The sequence below is a fragment of the Leucogemmata humicola genome (genome assembly GCF_055379415.1).
On the sequence record NZ_AP040875.1, the window covers coordinates 1818682 to 1834059 of the forward strand.

The 15378-nt window shown below is 62.1% G+C and carries 15 protein-coding genes; 14 read left to right on the forward strand and 1 reads right to left on the reverse strand.

The window, feature by feature from the left end; translation table 11 throughout:
* The first annotated feature begins 216 nt into the window (after positions 1 to 216).
* Positions 217 to 936 (forward strand): tetratricopeptide repeat protein, encoded by a 720-nt coding sequence (locus AC6H4Z_RS07470; RefSeq protein WP_497546123.1) that lies wholly within the window; start codon positions 217 to 219, stop codon positions 934 to 936.
* Here AC6H4Z_RS07470 and arfB read toward each other — a convergent pair.
* The gene (arfB, locus tag AC6H4Z_RS07475; RefSeq protein ID WP_497546124.1) at positions 933 to 1361 is read right to left on the reverse strand and encodes an alternative ribosome rescue aminoacyl-tRNA hydrolase ArfB; all 429 of its coding nucleotides are present in this window, start codon (positions 1359 to 1361) and stop codon (positions 933 to 935) included. The genes AC6H4Z_RS07470 and arfB overlap by 4 nt on opposite strands.
* Before the next feature lie 143 nt (positions 1362 to 1504).
* Between arfB and AC6H4Z_RS07480 the strand changes: the two genes are divergently transcribed.
* The 13 genes from AC6H4Z_RS07480 (at position 1505) to AC6H4Z_RS07540 (ending at position 15362) form a co-directional block, all read left to right on the forward strand.
* Positions 1505 to 3274, forward strand: a complete 1770-nt coding sequence (locus tag AC6H4Z_RS07480) for an ATP-binding protein (RefSeq protein ID WP_497546125.1) — start codon at positions 1505 to 1507, stop codon at positions 3272 to 3274.
* Positions 3271 to 4647: a sigma-54-dependent transcriptional regulator gene (locus AC6H4Z_RS07485; RefSeq protein WP_497546126.1), complete on the forward strand. Its 1377-nt coding sequence runs from the start codon at positions 3271 to 3273 to the stop codon at positions 4645 to 4647. Before AC6H4Z_RS07480 ends, AC6H4Z_RS07485 begins: the two co-directional genes overlap by 4 nt.
* Complete coding sequence (locus AC6H4Z_RS07490; RefSeq protein WP_497546127.1) at positions 4644 to 5390, forward strand: glycosyltransferase family 2 protein; 747 nt, start codon at positions 4644 to 4646, stop codon at positions 5388 to 5390. Before AC6H4Z_RS07485 ends, AC6H4Z_RS07490 begins: the two co-directional genes overlap by 4 nt.
* Complete coding sequence (locus AC6H4Z_RS07495; RefSeq protein ID WP_497546128.1) at positions 5387 to 7156, forward strand: tetratricopeptide repeat protein; 1770 nt, start codon at positions 5387 to 5389, stop codon at positions 7154 to 7156. Before AC6H4Z_RS07490 ends, AC6H4Z_RS07495 begins: the two co-directional genes overlap by 4 nt.
* A 98-nt stretch (positions 7157 to 7254) precedes the next feature.
* The gene (locus tag AC6H4Z_RS07500; protein ID WP_497546129.1) at positions 7255 to 7641 is read left to right on the forward strand and encodes a type IV pilin protein; all 387 of its coding nucleotides are present in this window, start codon (positions 7255 to 7257) and stop codon (positions 7639 to 7641) included.
* Between the two features lie 194 nt (positions 7642 to 7835).
* On the forward strand, positions 7836 to 8180 hold the full coding sequence (locus AC6H4Z_RS07505; RefSeq protein WP_497546130.1) for a type IV pilus modification PilV family protein: 345 nt from the start codon (positions 7836 to 7838) through the stop codon (positions 8178 to 8180).
* Positions 8174 to 9079, forward strand: coding sequence for a type II secretion system protein (locus AC6H4Z_RS07510; RefSeq protein ID WP_497546131.1), 906 nt, complete (start codon positions 8174 to 8176; stop codon positions 9077 to 9079). The genes AC6H4Z_RS07505 and AC6H4Z_RS07510 overlap by 7 nt, the downstream gene beginning before the upstream one ends.
* Positions 9052 to 10038, forward strand: a complete 987-nt coding sequence (locus AC6H4Z_RS07515; protein WP_497546132.1) for a hypothetical protein — start codon at positions 9052 to 9054, stop codon at positions 10036 to 10038. Before AC6H4Z_RS07510 ends, AC6H4Z_RS07515 begins: the two co-directional genes overlap by 28 nt.
* A gap of 203 nt (positions 10039 to 10241) precedes the next feature.
* Positions 10242 to 11282 (forward strand): type IV pilus assembly protein PilM, encoded by a 1041-nt coding sequence (gene pilM / locus AC6H4Z_RS07520; protein ID WP_497546133.1) that lies wholly within the window; start codon positions 10242 to 10244, stop codon positions 11280 to 11282.
* Positions 11283 to 11318: 36 nt separating this feature from the next.
* Positions 11319 to 12074 carry a PilN domain-containing protein gene (locus AC6H4Z_RS07525; RefSeq protein ID WP_497546134.1) on the forward strand — a complete coding sequence of 252 codons (756 nt, stop codon included), beginning with the start codon at positions 11319 to 11321 and terminating at the stop codon, positions 12072 to 12074.
* Positions 12075 to 12076: 2 nt separating this feature from the next.
* Positions 12077 to 12694, forward strand: coding sequence for a type IV pilus inner membrane component PilO (locus AC6H4Z_RS07530; RefSeq protein ID WP_497546135.1), 618 nt, complete (start codon positions 12077 to 12079; stop codon positions 12692 to 12694).
* Positions 12694 to 13356 carry a hypothetical protein gene (locus AC6H4Z_RS07535; RefSeq protein ID WP_497546136.1) on the forward strand — a complete coding sequence of 221 codons (663 nt, stop codon included), beginning with the start codon at positions 12694 to 12696 and terminating at the stop codon, positions 13354 to 13356. Before AC6H4Z_RS07530 ends, AC6H4Z_RS07535 begins: the two co-directional genes overlap by 1 nt.
* Positions 13353 to 15362 carry a secretin GspD/PilQ domain-containing protein gene (locus tag AC6H4Z_RS07540; RefSeq protein WP_497546137.1) on the forward strand — a complete coding sequence of 670 codons (2010 nt, stop codon included), beginning with the start codon at positions 13353 to 13355 and terminating at the stop codon, positions 15360 to 15362. The genes AC6H4Z_RS07535 and AC6H4Z_RS07540 overlap by 4 nt, the downstream gene beginning before the upstream one ends.
* Positions 15363 to 15378 lie beyond the last annotated feature (16 nt).

Below are 15378 nucleotides of genomic sequence, written 5' to 3' on the forward strand. Positions count from 1 at the left end.
CCGGAACGGGTACGACCCGGCGAATTTGCGCCGGGTCGACATCCCCTCAACCGCTCCAGCAACGGCGCAGGTCACGTCGAAACGTGTAATAGTCGTGTCGCCACATTCGTCAGTCTCTTGCGTCGTTCAAATGCCGCCGTTTATCGCGTCGCGGCGGTCGCCGAGTGTAAAAAAACTGGCGAAATGAATGCTGTCCCATCGAAATGGTCCCACTCAATGTCCGACGATTCGCGTCTATCCAGCGTCCAATCGCAGACTAAACCGGCCGCTCCGTACAAGCCGACGATGTTCGATCGGCATGGGCCAGACGGGGCGCTGATCCTTCGCGCGGGCATGTTTGGCGTGGCGACGTTCGCCATCTCTCTCGCGCTGTTCTCGGCGCTCGCGCGCAAGATTGACCCGCAAATGCAGCCGCTCATGGCGGGAGCGTTCACGCTGGGACTCAGCGGCGTGGTTGGCGCATTCTCCGTTTGGGTAGGTGTCGCAACCTCTCGCTTCGCCGGCCAGCTGTTCGCGCGCTTCACAATGGGAGGCAGCACAACACCCTACACAGAGCAGTACTCGCGTGAACAAGCCCTCGTCATGCGCGGCGACGTGGATGGCGCCCTGCGGTCGTTCGAGGCGGTGATCGCCGGCAACCCAGAAGCGATCGACGCACGAATCAAAGCCGCCGAATTGTATGCGAAAGAGAAGGGCAACCATCGGCGGGCCGCCGAACTGTTTCGCGAGGTCCAGCGGCATCCCGATGTCACGCAGGGGCAGGACGTCTACGTGACGAATCGGATTGTCGATCTCCATTCCGGGCCGCTCGCCGATCCGGGGCGAGCCTTAGTCGAACTTCGGCGACTCGTCGAGCGGTATCCCGGATCGGCCGCGGCGACCCACGCGCGGTCCGCGCTGGCCACGCTCAAGCCGCGCGTCCATCGCGAGGGCTAATCGTCGGTTCGACGGTCGCGCTTTTTCTCACTCTGGCGCTTTTTCTCGGTCAACCGCCGCTCCTTCGACGCCTTTGTCGGCTTGGTTGCGCGACGTGTCTTCGGAATGTGCAGCGCATTGCGCACGAGCGACGCGAGGCGAACGTCGGCCGTCTGACGGTTCTGTTGCTGGCTGCGATGCTCACTCGATACCACGCGCACGTTGCCATCGGCGTCCAGGCGAGCCGCGAGGCGCGTCGCAATGCGGGCGCGTTCGTCTTCCGTAACCGCGCGGGAGTTGGGGAGATCCCATAGCAACTCGATCCGCGTGGACGACGTGTTCACGTGCTGTCCGCCCGGGCCGCCCGCGCGCGATGCGCGATAGCTCAACTCAGAGCGGGGAATCCACAGCGTGGGGGTCACGTTCAGGTGTGTCGCGTCTTCCATAGCCTCTAGCTCTTAGCGCCGAATGCCGGGCGTCGACCCGTAACCAGAGTCCGGCGGAGATCGTCAACGCTGGTAAGGCGCTCTAGCAGATTGCAACGATTTGCGCTGCTCAAGAACTCTCGCAGTTTGCAACTCCCCTCCACGTGCGACTCGCGTCCCGCCAAACCCAACCGGCGCTCAAACTGATTCTCGATCCGAGGCGACTCGTCCGATGGGTGTACATCGGGCGAATGTGTCTCGCGGTCGCGATTTTCATTGCCGCGATTTCCAGCTGGTCGGAGATCGCGGCCGATCGCACACTCGTCGCCGCTCTCGTTTTCGCGCTCTCTACCGTGATGACGGTGGTATCCGCCGTCTATTCGGAAATATATAGAAAGCCGCTCAGCTCCACGTTCCTGTACGCGCAGGCGGTTTTCGATCTCGCGCTCGTTACCGCCGTCATCCATGTAACGAACGGCGTCGGATCGCCATTCTCGGCGCTGTACATCCTGGTCATTGCGACGTCGTCGCTGCTCGTTCCGGCCGGAGGCGGCCTGTTCGTGGCCGCGACAGGGCTGATCTTCTACTTCATAGAAGTCGTCGTGTTTCTGCGTCCGCCCGGTACGCCGCCTGGTGTGTGGCTGCCAGAGCCGACCGTCTGGCTGCAGATCACGATCATCGCGATCGTTGCGCTGGTCATTCGGTACCTGAGCGCGGAATTGCGCGCGACGGGCGAGGGCACTGACCAACTCGTCGCCGCGCTCCAGCGCACGCGACTTCAAGCCGAAGACATTCTGCGCAACATTCGCAGCGGCGTCGTCACGGTCGACGTCGCCGGTCGGCTACTCTATGCCAATCCGACCTCCGAGCAGCTACTCGGTCTCGAGCTCGCGGATCGAATTGGCGAGCCGATTCTCGACGTGATCAGTCGAGTGGCGCCCGAGCTGTCGCACGCTATTCGTCAGGCGGCCGAATCGAAGATCCGTACGACGCGCGGTGAGCTGTTCGTCACCAACCCAACACGGCGTCTTTCGGTCGGCGTGACGACGACGTACACCGACCATGACGAAGACGGCGGCGGACGCACGGCCACGGCGATCTTTCAAGATATCTCAAATCAGAAACGGCTCGAGGTGCTCAAGCTGCGCGCCGAGCGCCTCGAAGGCATCGCAGAGTTGAGCGCGTCGCTTGCACATGAAATCCGAAATCCGCTGGCGTCGATTCGCAGTGCCGTCGAGCAGATCTCGCGGATGCCCGCGATCTCCGACGACCACAAGACGCTGAGCGGTCTCGTGATGCGCGAGTCTGATCGGCTGTCGCGGCTGCTGTCTGAATTCCTCGACTTTGCTCGCGTCCGCGTAGCGCGCACCGAGACGGTCGATCTCGGCGTCATGGCGCGCAGTGCTGCCAGTCTGGCCATGGCGCACCCCGACCGCCCGCCCACGGCGCAGGTGTTCTGCGACGTCGCCGATGGCGACCCAATTCGCGTGGAGGGCGACGAAGACCTGTTGCACCGCGCGATTTTCAACCTCGCGCTCAATGCCGTGCAGGCATCGTCCGATGATGGAGAAGTACGTATCGAAGTCGTACGGGGCGGCGGCGATCAGGTGCCGCCCGGTATGGCCATGGAAGGCGACACGGTGACGATTCGCGTGTCGGACAACGGGCCGGGCATTCCGCCGGAGATCCGTGATCGAATGTTCGATCCGTTCTTTACGACGAAAGCGAACGGATCGGGATTGGGGCTCGCGGTCGTCCATCGCGCTATCGAGGCGCATCGCGGGCTCGTGTTCGTAGACAGTGGAACGCACGGGACGCGTTTCACTGTGATTCTCCCTTCGGCAAAACCGGTTGCGACGCGGCAGCCTGGCGTACCTCAGCCGGCGCAACGCGTCCCCCAATTGGCCGCATCGGGCCAGGGAATTCTCTCGTGACCGAAGTTGCAACCAAGCCGAGTGTGCTCGTCGTCGATGACGAAACGGGTATTCTCGACTCGTTGAATATTCTGCTGCGTAACGAAGGTTTCTCGCCGCACCTCGCACACGGTGGACGCGCGGGCCTCGATCGCATTGGCGACATGTCGCCGGACATCGTCCTCACCGACATTCGCATGCCGAACGTCACCGGCGTCGAGATCCTCGCCGCCGCTCGGCAGAGCGATCCCGATGTTCCAGTGATTCTGATGACGGCACAGGCCACGCTGCAGTCAGCGATGCAGGCGGTGAACGAAGGCGCCTTCTATTACATCCAAAAGCCATTTCGGAACGACGAGCTGGTCGCGATTCTTCGGCGCGCTGCGGAACACCGCAAGCTTCGCGTCGAGAACAAGTCGCTCAAGCAGGCCATTCGACGCCACGAACGGCAGGGCGTTGCGCGCCCCGTGGGATCGAGTAAGTCGTGGATCGACGTACTGCGACTCGTTGAAACGGTAGCGCCCACCGACTCCACGGTGCTGCTCCAAGGTGAGTCCGGGACCGGTAAGGAAATCATCGCGCGGTATATCCACGAACTATCCACGCGCACCGAAGGCCCGTTTCTCTCCATCAACTGTGGTGCGCTCCCTGAGAGTTTGCTCGAAAGCGAACTGTTCGGACACGTGAAGGGATCGTTCACCGGCGCGATCAAGGACAAGGTCGGTCTGTTCGGCGCGTCGACGAAGGGAACGTTCTTTCTCGACGAAATCGGCGAAACGACTCCGGCGACGCAGGTAAAGCTGCTCCGCGCGTTGCAACATCGCGAAGTCATCCCGGTCGGTTCCACAGACGCCATTCCCGTCGACACCCGCGTCGTTGCCGCCACGAACCGTGATCTCGACGAAGAGATTCGCGTCGGCAACTTTCGCAGCGATCTGTACTACCGACTCAACGTCATTTCGCTGCATCTGCCGACGCTTCGTCAGCGTCGCGATGACATTCCGTTGCTCGCCGAGCATTTCCTGCATCGCATTGCCGAGCAGCGCGGCGAGTCACCAAAGCACATCACCGAGGACGCACTCGGCGTGATGGCCGAGTATCCGTGGCCCGGTAACGTCCGCGAGCTCGAGAATGCCATCGAGCGCGCAATCATCCTCACACCGGGCGATGCGATCGACGTCGGCGCGCTGCCCGAGCGCATCACCGAGCCGCGCACCGAGCCGCTCGTGTCGACGCGCACGCCGCCCAATCCAACGCTCGAAGCCGTGGAGCGCGCGTACATCATGTGGGTGCTGCAAACGGAGAGCGGGAACAAGTCTCGCGCTGCCGAAGTGCTTGGCATCGATCCATCGACTCTCTATAGAAAGCTGTCACGGTACGGAGTCGAAGCATGACGACGCCCGCATCGCCTGTGCGCACGCGCACGCCCATCGACCGCGCTGCCGTCAAGCTGTCCGTGCTCATTCCGGTCTACAATGAACGGAATACGATCGAACTCATCATCGATCAGGTGCACGCGACGCCGACGCCGAAGGAAATCATCTGCGTCGACGATCACTCAACGGACGGCACGCAACAGATTCTCGAATCGCTCCTCGCCGAGGGGCGCATTGCTCAGCTCTATCGTCATCCTGAGAATCGCGGCAAGGGCGCGGCGATTCGCCAGGCGCTATCGATGAGCACTGGCAACATCGTGATCGTCCAGGACGCCGATCTCGAATACGACCCGGCCGATTGGCCGACACTGCTCGAGCCCATCCTCGATGGTCGCGCCGACGCGTGTTTCGGCTCGCGCTTTCTCGGTGGACCACACCGCGTGTTGTACTACTGGCACTCGGTCGGCAACAAGGTTCTGACGACGTACAGCAACATGTGGACGAACCTCAACCTCACCGACATGGAGACGTGCTACAAAGCCGTGCGTGGTGAGCTCGCGAGGTCGCTGTTGCCCAAGCTCACCGCACAACGCTTTGGCTTCGAGCCAGAGATCACGGCGCGTCTGTCGCGATCGGGCGCTCGAATCTTCGAGGTGCCCATCAGCTATTCCGGACGCACATACGCGGAAGGAAAGAAGATTGGTTGGCGCGACGGGATCGCCGCGTTCTGGCACATCACCAAATACAACCTGTCGGCATGAACGCGCGCTCCTCTCGCTGGCCGGCCGCGGCCATCGCGTTGCTGGCTGTCGTCTCGTCGGCAATCGGCATCGTCAATCAATTCACCTACGACGACCGCTACATCATCGAGAAGAACCCCGCGATGCGTAGCCTCGCTCACTGGTGGAGAGTGTTTCTCTCGTCGTACTGGCCGGGCGCCTGGGGCGGCGACGGATATCGTCCACTCACGATGCTCGCCTTCAAGATCGAGTACGTGATCGGAGGCGGCCGACCAATCGTATTTCACGCCGCGAATATCCTGCTGTACGCTGTGTCCGCGGTGATGGTGTTGCTCCTCGCTCGGCGGCTCCTGCCGTCGTGGGCTGCATGGCTCGCGGCCGCGGCGTTCGCCGTCCACCCGATTCACGTCGAGGCAGTCGCGAACGTGGTGGGGCAGTCGGAGCTTTGGGTTGCTATCGCGCTGGTCCCCGCAATCCTGTTGTATCTGCGCGATCGAATGAAGGGGCCGCTGCAGCCGCGCACGGCCGTTGCCGTCATCGTGCTGTACGCGATTGGCTGCTTCTCAAAGGAGCACGCTTTTGTGCTCCCGGCGATTCTCGCCGCCGCCGAGTTCACGGTGATTCCGGCCGACGGTACGCTGACCCAGCGCATCGCGCGCGCCCGACTGTTCTATCTGACGTTGACGCTGGTCGCCGTGAGTGTGCTCGCGCTCAGATCTCACGTGCTCACCAATCAGCCGCTCGGCGGCTTCCAACCGTTCACGCCGTTCAACAGTCTGCACATCACCAGTCGTGATCGCGTGCTGACGGCGCTTGGCGTCGTGCCGGCCTGGATTCGTCTTCTGTTCTGGCCCGTGCGTTTGTCGTCGGAGTACGGCCCACCGGACATCGAGATTGCGCAGGGATTCAGCTTCAATCAAATCCCGGGACTCGCGCTACTCGTAGCGATTCTCTCACTCGGCGTGTTGCTGCGTCGCCGGCAGCCAGTAATCAGCTTCGGCATCGCGTTCGGATGCATTGCACTGCTACCGTCGAGCAATTTTCTCTTGCCGGCGGGAATCGTTCTCGCCGAGCGCACGCTCTTTTTGCCGAGCGTCGGCGCGATGTTGATTCTCGGCGGTGTGATCGTGGTGGTCGCGGATTCTTTGCGCGATCGATTCGGCTCACCCGAGCGAGCGCGTGCCTTTGGCATTGCGTTAGCGACGTTGGCCATCGTGGCGGCAATGGGTCGAAGCATTCAGCGCACCACCGTGTGGAAGGACAACGATCGGTTGTTCCGTCAGGCGGTTCTCGATGCGCCCCGCGATTACCGCGCGCACTTCATGCTCGGTGCGTGGAACTTCGAGCAAAAGCGTCTGCGTGACGGTGAGGCAGAGTATCGCACGGCGCTCACGCTATTTCCGTACGATCCATTTCTCTCGTACGATCTGGCGGAGGAGTATCGCAACGTTGGACTGTGTGGTCCCGCGATCCCGATGTACAAATGGACTCACGGTCTCGATCCACAATTTCCGCTTGGCCGTGGCGCGCTCGCGTGGTGCCTTCTCAATGAAGGGTATTACAAGGAGGCAAAAGCCATGGCGTTCGAATCCATGCGTTTCGGTGGCGACATAAAGGCATTGCGGCGCCTGGTCGTGTTTGCCGATTCGGTGTATGTCGCAGAGGGCGGGGACAAGTCGGGACCGGCCGTTACACTCACCGGGAGCCCTAGCAAACTGCCAGACTCCGTGCAAAAGGCACGTCCCCGCGCGGGCATGCCGCCGATCGCTGAATCCATAAGACGTTGATATAGCGCCATTTAGGTGTGGCGAGCCAATCGGGCCCGTCCGTTGCTTTACTCGGGTCGCGAACACCCCTCGAACACCTTCTCTCGGGAACCAAGCAAATGCTTAAAATGCGCAAGGGCTTTACCCTCATCGAACTTCTGATCGTCGTCGTCATCATCGGCATCTTGGCCGCGATCGCGATTCCGAAGTTTGCGAACACGAAGTCGAAGGCGTACGTCACGGCGATGAAGTCCGACCTCCGCAACCTCGTCACCGCGGAAGAAGCGTTCTTCTCGGACAGCTCGAAGTACACGCAGACGATCACGGACCTGAAGTTCCAGAGCTCGACTGGTGTCAGCTCGCCGACGATCGTTGCTGGTTCGGGCTACTGGACCGCGACGGTGACGCACTCGCAGCTGCCGGCTACGCAGCCCTGCGGTATCAGCATCAACACGACCAACCCGACGATTACGACCGCGGCTGAAGGCGAGCCGGCTTGTAAGTAAGGTTGGATAAGCACAGGCACCGGGCTTGATGCCCGGTGCCCAGCCCCGAGCGAAGGTGCTTGGTCCCAACCCCTGGTAACGCGAAAGCGTTGCCGGGGGTTTGCTGTATCTGCGCTATGCCGATGCTCCGACATCTGGCACTGCGCGCGCTCGTTTGATGCGAGTTTCGCGCACCACGCGCCTACGTTGGCGCCATGCATCGTCGCCGCGGGTTCGCGCTCATCGAAGTGCTCATCGCAGTCGTGCTCGTCGACGTCGGGCTACTCGCGCTCGTCGCCGCTGGCTCGGTGCTTGTCCGTCGGACCAATGAAGTGCGTCTGCGCGCTGCGGCGACGCGCGCCGCCATCGATCGACTCCAAGTGCTTGGTGCAGGATCCTGCATGGCTGCGAGCGGCACAGCCACCAGTGCATCGGGGCTTAGCGAGTTCTGGACGGCGATGCCGCCAACGAAAGGCGTGCGTGAGCTCTACGACAGCGTGTCATTCAATGTGGCCGGCGTCGAGAAAGCAGTCGCGTTTCGCACACGCTTGCCATGTTAGCTCGATCCCAGTCGGCGCGTCCGGGCGTCACGTTGCTCGAGCTCCTGGTCTGCGTGGCGATTGTCGGTATCGCGCTGTCGCTGGTTGCAACGATCAGCATGCGCGAGCAGCGCGTCATTGCCGATCTCGAGGACAACGCGGCGCTATCGTCGCAGCTCGGCGACGCGCTGGCGATTCTTCCTATCGATTTGAACGCAGTCGCTAGTAGTGCAAGAGATATTCGCGAAGCGCGCGACACATCGATCGAGATACGAGCAACGATCGCGACCGCAGTCGGATGCGATACGAGTGGTGCTCGTTTGGTCCTGGCGCCTGCGAGCCAGGGGGTTACCGCGTATGCCGGAACTCTCTCAGCGATCGAGGTCGGCGACACCGCCTGGGTTCTCGTTGCGAATGATTCGGCGGAGCAATGGCAACCCTTCCGCGTCGGAGCAACGGCGGTTGTGGGGCCAGGGGATTGTTCGCCCGCTGGGCCGAGGCTCAGCGCTGCAGCGAAGGCCTTCACTCGCGTCGCGCTCGCACTCGACGGATTCACTCCACGCGACCGGCTCGGTGCACCACTGCGTGTGACTCGCCCAATGCGGTACAGCCTATATCGCGGATCCGATGGACAGTGGTATCTCGGCCAGCGCGATTGGAACAACGCGAGTCTGCGTTTCAATACCGTGCAGCCCGTGAGTGGTCCCTTTCTGTCGCCGGCGTCCAAAGGACTCACGTTTCAATATTTCGATAGCGCGGGTGTTAAGTCCGCGTCGCCCGTTGCCGATACTAAATCAATTGCCCTGATTCGAATCGACGTTCGCGGTCAGGCGCGGAATACGGCGCGCGCACTCTCGACGACACCCGGCAAACGTGTCGACTCGATTGGCGAATGGGTTTTGCTTCGCAATCGGCGATGATGCCCGATCGACGCAATCGGCGAGGAGTGGCGTTGCTCGCGGCGCTGATGATGATCGCACTCATTGCGCTACTCATTGGCGGTGCGGTGTCGACAGCAACATTGGCGCAGCGATCGTCGGAGCTCGGCAGAGAGGATGCGTCGCTGATGGCGAGCGCTGACGCTGCTGTGCATTCGATGCTTTCCGGGGCGATCACGACCAGTCTCGCCGATCTACCGCTGGGTCGCGCATCGATCTACGCGGCGAGTGTTGCGTCGGCGCTACCGATCGAAACGACTGTTGCGGCCACGCGACTCCCGGACAATACGCTGTGGCTCGTTGCGGACGCGGAGCTATCGGGTCGAGACGCCGGACGACGCCGCATCAATGTCGTGGCGCGATGGCGACCGCTCATACCACTTCCGACGTCTCCGTTTACTGCACGCGGCTCGGTGCGACTCCGTGGCGGACTGGCGATAACAGGAGACACCGCCACCGATGCCGATTGCGCGATGTCGTCGTTTGCCGGCGTTACGGTGCCTCCAGGAGCCACGGTTGCGAGCCCGGATAGCGTGCGCGTCGCCACAAACGCGCGTGTTGGTGATGCAACTCACTATGCGCAGGCCGAATGGCAGCAACAGCTGATCGAGGCTGCGAGTGGAGCAATTCACATTCGTGCCGATACTGTCATCAGCAACAGTTCGTTCCAGGGTGTTATGATCGCGGACGGGAGTGTTTCGATCGTTGGTCCGTTCACGATGAATGGGCTGCTCATCGCTCGAGGCCCGATCAGTATCACGACGAATGAGTTGATGCTCACAGGCGCGATGTTGTCGTTTGCAAATCCGCCTGCGGAACAATTCGCAATCGATGTTGGTGGTGGCGTCGTACGATTCTCTCCATGTGTTGTTGCTCGTGCATTGCGTCGCATCGCACAATTGCGCGTCGTGCAGCAGAGAAACTGGACAGAGATCTTCTAAATCCTGTGATGCCAATCACCTAAGCGCACTCTGCTGTTACTTGCTTGAAAGTCGGTCGTGTTCGGTGGGAATGACAGCTTGTTGATGCGAAGTCGCATCGACAGACACGGCAGACGAATCGCAACACTCGCTGTTCCTACCGTCATCGCAATTTGCGATTGCTGTCTCCCAGCAAGCCGTCCACTCGCTCACTGAGCACTACCATGGCTTTGTTTGGTCGGAAGAAAACAACCGTCGGTCTCGACATCGGATCGGGGTTGATCAAGGTCGCTGTGATCGACCATTCGAAGCGCGAGCCGGAATTGGTTCGTGTGACGATCACGCCGCTGCTCGCAGATGCGATCGTCGAAGGCGAAGTCATGGATCCCGGCATCGTTGCCGACGCGATTCAGACGGCGCTCGCCAGTGCACAGATCACCAACAAGGATGTCGTCACCGCCGTTGGCGGTCGCGACGTCATCATTAAGAAAATCTCAATCGAGCGCGTGAAGGAGCAGCAAGCGCGCGAATTGATGCGATGGGAAGCCGAGCAGCACGTGCCGTTCGATATGGAATCGGTCGAGCTCGACTTCCAGATTCTCGATCCAGAAGGCGATGGCGTGGAGATGAGCGTGCTGCTCGTCGCCGCCAAGCGTGAATTGATCGAGTCGAAGATTCGCGTATGCACGGATGCTGGACTCGAGCCGGCTGTCGTCGATGTCGAAGCGTTCGCGCTGCACAACGCGTTCGAAGTGAATCACCCTGACGCGATGAACGGCGTCGTCGGCTTGCTCAACATCGGCCACGACGTCACGAACATCAATATTCTCGACGAAGGCGTTCCGCTCCTCACGCGCGATCTCACCGTGGGCACGCGTCGCTTCCGTGAAGATTTGCAGCGTGAGCGCGGTCTGAGCGCCGAAGCCGCGCAGCAGCTCTTGCAGGGCTACGATCGTTCGCCGCACCTGGACTCGGTCATCGAAAGCCGCGGCGAGGAAATCGCCGTCGGCGTCGAGCGCGCCGCGGCCTACCTCGCGCAGAACTCGCGCGCCGGTGCCATGCGATCGCTGTACACGTGTGGTGGCGGCTCGCGCATCCCGGGCCTCAACGACATGCTCGCCGCTCGCCTTCGTCTCACCGTTCGTCAGGCCAATCCGCTGGCGAATCTCAAAGTGCGCGATGGCGCGCTCGCATCGCTCGTCACCGATGAGATTGCGCCGCTGTTGATGCTTCCCATCGGTCTGGCGCTCCGGGAGGTCGCATGATCTCCCCGAACGGCCGCTAAGCCCCGAGGCCAGCCAATGATTGAAATCAATCTTCTGCCAGGTGCCGGACGCAAGAAGGCCGCGCGCGCCAAAGCCGTAGACTTCGGCGCAATCGCCGCGGGCGTCTCGAACCGTCTTCGCGACAAGTTCCTCATCGGTTCCATCGCCGCACTCGTCGTGAGTGCCGGAGCCGTGGCGGTTTTGTACGTCATGCAGAACACCAAGGAAGCGACGCTCGGTGAGCGTCGCGAGGTCGCGCTGCGCGATTCGACGCGCTATGCAAACTTCCTCAAGGATCGCTACCGCGCCGAAGCAACGCGCGATACGCTCCTCCGCCAGGTCAACGTCATCCGCAGCATCGACGAAGACCGGTACGTCTGGCCGCACGTTCTCGACGAAATCAGCCGCGCGCTGCCGCAGTACACGTGGCTCACCGCCGTGTCCTTCGCCGGTACGCCACAGGGCACGAACAACGTCGTCGTGACGCCGAAAGCCGGTGACGACACCTCGGCCGCCGCGAAGAAGCGCAAGGCGCCGAAGCGCATGGACACGGTGATCCCAAAGGATGTCATCTCGATTCGCGTCTCCGGGCGCACGGTCGACATCCAGGCCGTTACGCGCTTCATGAAAGATCTCGAAGCATCGCCGTACCTCTCCAATGTGCAGCTCGACAAGTCCGAGCTCGCGGTGGAGCAGGGTAAAGAGGTCGCGCAGTTCCAGTTGACGATCGGGTACGTCCGCCCGGACTCGCTGATGCTGCATCGCGTGCCGCTCACGCTGTCGGTCAGGTAACCATGGCGCTCCTTCCGCAGAATTCCCGCGATCAGAAGCTGTTCATCCTCGGCGTGCTGGCTGTCGCACTCGCCGGCGTTTATCAGCAGCTCGTCTGGTCGCCCAAGAACACCGAGCTTCATGCGATCGAGTTCCGTCTCGATACGCTCGACTCGTTGAACAAGCTCACCAAGATCGAAGTCGCCAAGGGTAGCGCGACCAAGATGAAGCTCGAAGCCGATGGCTTCGGACGTGAGCTCGAAGTGTTGCGCCGACTGGTGCCGACAGAAAACGAAGTGCCGGCGTTGCTCGAGTCGGTCTCGACGGCCGCGCGCCGTGCGGGCCTCGAGCTCTCCGATGTGCAGCCGGACGGCGTCATCAACGGCGATCAGTTCGACACCTATCGCTACAAGATGGGCGTCACCGGCCCCTGGCATGAAGTCGCCGAGTTCCTCGGCAACGTCGGTTCGATGCCGCGCATCGTGTCGCCGATCAACCTCACGCTTACGCCGAGCAATCGACAGGGCGAGCGCCGAGCGAAAAAGAACGAGCAGTTCCTCGATGCGAGGTTTGGCATTCAGACGTACGTCGCTCACACTTCCGTCAAGCAGCCGACGGCCGCCAAGGTAGGTGCCCCGTGATGCGCGCTCTCATTCTCGGCGCAGCGCTCGTTGTTGCGAGCCGCACGGCCAGCGCGCAGGATCCGCTCGCCGCGGCGCGTAAGGCAACGCAGAAGGCGGTGAACGCGACCAACGCGCACACCGAAGCCGAGCAGCATCCGGAAGCGCAGGCGGTGAAGGCGGCGCCGGTTCCGGCCGCGTCGACGCCAGCTCCGGCGGCGAAGAGCGTTGCGCCGGCTGCGAAGCCCGCACCGGTGAAGACGGTTCAGGTTGCGTCGGCCGGCAAGGGTGCGCACGCGGCTGACAAGGCTGCTGCGCCGGCCGCGCCTGCGCCGGATACGGCTGGCCCGCCGCCGACGATTTATCGCGAATCGTTCATGTATGGATCGGATGGACGGCGCGACCCGTTCAATTCGCTGCTCACTACGAACGAACTGCGTCCGGCGATGAGTGATCTTCGCCTGACCGGTGTGTTGTACGACCACACGGGACGTCACTCGGTTGCGACGCTCCGTGATATCGGCACCAACGCTCAATACCGTGTGACGACGGGGTCCACGCTGGGGCGCATGCGCGTTTCAAACATCCGCTTTACCACCGTCGTGTTCACGATCGATGAATTCGGCACGACGCGACAGGACTCTCTAGTTCTGCGCGACACCACCAAAGCGAGGGGAAAATGATTCCAATCCGGACGCTTGCCTCGGCAATGCTTGCTGCGTTCGGCGCGATCGGAGGTCGTACTGCTGACGTTCCGGCAACGCCGACCTTCAATGACGCGACCGTCGTATCCCTGAGCGTGGTGCCGCGCACCGGGCGCGCCGACGTCGTCGTACGCGTCGATGGCTCCGTGACGTTCAAGCACTTCACACTCGCCAAGCCCGACAAGATCGTGCTTGACCTGGCTGGCGCAACGCTTGGGCTGCCCGATGGCGACGCGTATGATGGCGTCGCACGCGGCGGCATCACGCGCATCCGCTATTCACAGTTTACGAAGACGACCGTCCGCGTCGTGTTGACGCTCGACGCGCCGCATTCTTATACGGTGTCGAACGACAACGGCGAGCTGCACATCAGCGTCGACGGGTCGACCGACAAGTTCGAGCCCTGGCAGGCTGGCCAGAACACCGCGAGCACGGTGCGCGAGGTGTCGGCGCCGAAGACGGTTGTCAGCCAGCCGACAGTTGCGACGCCGGCGGTGCCCGCGATCGTAATTGAAAAAGAAGTGCCGGTCCCGGTGCGCAAAGAGGCGTACGCCCCGACGTCGGTGATCGATTCTGCCCCGCGTCGTGAGCTTGCGTTTGCGTCGCGCGACAATCGCTCCGCGGCGCAGGTTCGTCAGCAGCGCCAGGAACCGCACATCACGAACAACTTCGAAGACACGTCGATCGCTGACGTGCTGGCGACGTTCAGCGCCTTCACCGGCCGCACGATTCTGCCTTCGAAGAACGTCACTGGCAAAGTGACGGCGAGCGTCATCGACCTTCCGTGGGACGTGGCGCTGAAGGAGATCATGAACGCCAACGGCTATGACGTCTCGGTCAATCCCGATGGCGTGATCGTCGTCGATACATATGAAGCGATCGCGGCGCGTCAGGCGACGATTCCGCTCGCCAACCGCACGGTGCGCCTCAACTACTCGCGCGCCATGGGTGTGAAGGAAATGGTGGCCGCGCGACTGACGCGTGTGTGTTCGGCGGTTGGACCGTCGGCTGCTGCCCAGGCGTCGGCCAACTCGGTGCCGGGCGCGATCCAGAGCGCAACCTGCCCGGCGCGCGGCACGGTCACGGCGGATACGATCACCAACTCGATCAGCATCACTGACGTTCCGTCGGCGCTGCCCGAGCTCGTGGAATACACCAAGAGCCTCGATCTGCGCCAGCCGCAGGTGAACATCAAGGCGAAGATTATTCTCGTCGACCGCTCGACGCTCGAGGGTCTCGGCCTTCGCTACGACATTGGTTCGAAATCACAGTTCTTCAACGACATCATTCCGCGACTCGACTCGCTGGGCAAGCCGTTGACGGACGCTGGACAGATTCTCCTCGGCGGCAACGCGGTGTCGGCGATTGCTAACGCGTCGGCCCGCGTCCCAGGCGCGGCGCTGCAGCTGGTCTACTCCACGGCGATGGGCAACTACGACTTCAGCACCTTCCTCGAAGCATTGCAGACGAACACGCTCCTCGACGTTCAGGCCGAGCCGAGCGCGAGTGTTCTGAACAATCGCACGGCGAACCTGACGGCCGGTACACAGGTTCCGATCCGCGTCATCGACGCCGGTTCGGCGTCTGGCAATACCAGCAACGCACCGCGCGCTCAGGTCACGATGCAGCAGACCGGCGTCATTCTCACGGTCACGCCGCAGATCACCGCGAATCGTCAGGTGCAGATGCGCGTGCACGTCGAGAACTCGGACGTACAGTTCCAGGCCAACGACGTCGGCGCAGTGTTCCCGACGCAGAAGGTCGACAACGAAGTGCTCGTCGCCGACGGCGAGACGGCAGTCATGGGCGGTTTGACGCAGACGACCGTGAGCATCAGCAAGTCGGGAATCCCCGTGCTCGTCGATCTCCCGATCATTGGCCGACTCTTTGGTGTGACCAACCGTCGGGAGACGAAGCGCGATCTCCTGATCCTGATCACGCCGCACATCATCGATGACGGGCAGCAGCCCGACAACCGTCAGTAATCGGGCTTCCGGAGCC

What these genes read in the sequence shown, in the direction of transcription:
- AC6H4Z_RS07470 (WP_497546123.1), top strand. Translation starts at nt 217, where the DNA reads ATGTCCGACGATTCGCGTCTATCCAGCGTCCAATCGCAGACTAAACCG.
- arfB (WP_497546124.1), bottom strand. Translation starts at nt 1,361, where the DNA reads ATGGAAGACGCGACACACCTGAACGTGACCCCCACGCTGTGGATTCCC.
- AC6H4Z_RS07490 (WP_497546127.1), top strand. Translation starts at nt 4,644, where the DNA reads ATGACGACGCCCGCATCGCCTGTGCGCACGCGCACGCCCATCGACCGC.
- AC6H4Z_RS07495 (WP_497546128.1), top strand. Translation starts at nt 5,387, where the DNA reads ATGAACGCGCGCTCCTCTCGCTGGCCGGCCGCGGCCATCGCGTTGCTG.
- AC6H4Z_RS07500 (WP_497546129.1), top strand. Translation starts at nt 7,255, where the DNA reads ATGCTTAAAATGCGCAAGGGCTTTACCCTCATCGAACTTCTGATCGTC.
- AC6H4Z_RS07505 (WP_497546130.1), top strand. Translation starts at nt 7,836, where the DNA reads ATGCATCGTCGCCGCGGGTTCGCGCTCATCGAAGTGCTCATCGCAGTC.
- AC6H4Z_RS07510 (WP_497546131.1), top strand. Translation starts at nt 8,174, where the DNA reads ATGTTAGCTCGATCCCAGTCGGCGCGTCCGGGCGTCACGTTGCTCGAG.
- AC6H4Z_RS07515 (WP_497546132.1), top strand. Translation starts at nt 9,052, where the DNA reads ATGGGTTTTGCTTCGCAATCGGCGATGATGCCCGATCGACGCAATCGG.
- pilM (WP_497546133.1), top strand. Translation starts at nt 10,242, where the DNA reads ATGGCTTTGTTTGGTCGGAAGAAAACAACCGTCGGTCTCGACATCGGA.
- AC6H4Z_RS07525 (WP_497546134.1), top strand. Translation starts at nt 11,319, where the DNA reads ATGATTGAAATCAATCTTCTGCCAGGTGCCGGACGCAAGAAGGCCGCG.
- AC6H4Z_RS07530 (WP_497546135.1), top strand. Translation starts at nt 12,077, where the DNA reads ATGGCGCTCCTTCCGCAGAATTCCCGCGATCAGAAGCTGTTCATCCTC.
- AC6H4Z_RS07535 (WP_497546136.1), top strand. Translation starts at nt 12,694, where the DNA reads ATGCGCGCTCTCATTCTCGGCGCAGCGCTCGTTGTTGCGAGCCGCACG.
- AC6H4Z_RS07540 (WP_497546137.1), top strand. Translation starts at nt 13,353, where the DNA reads ATGATTCCAATCCGGACGCTTGCCTCGGCAATGCTTGCTGCGTTCGGC.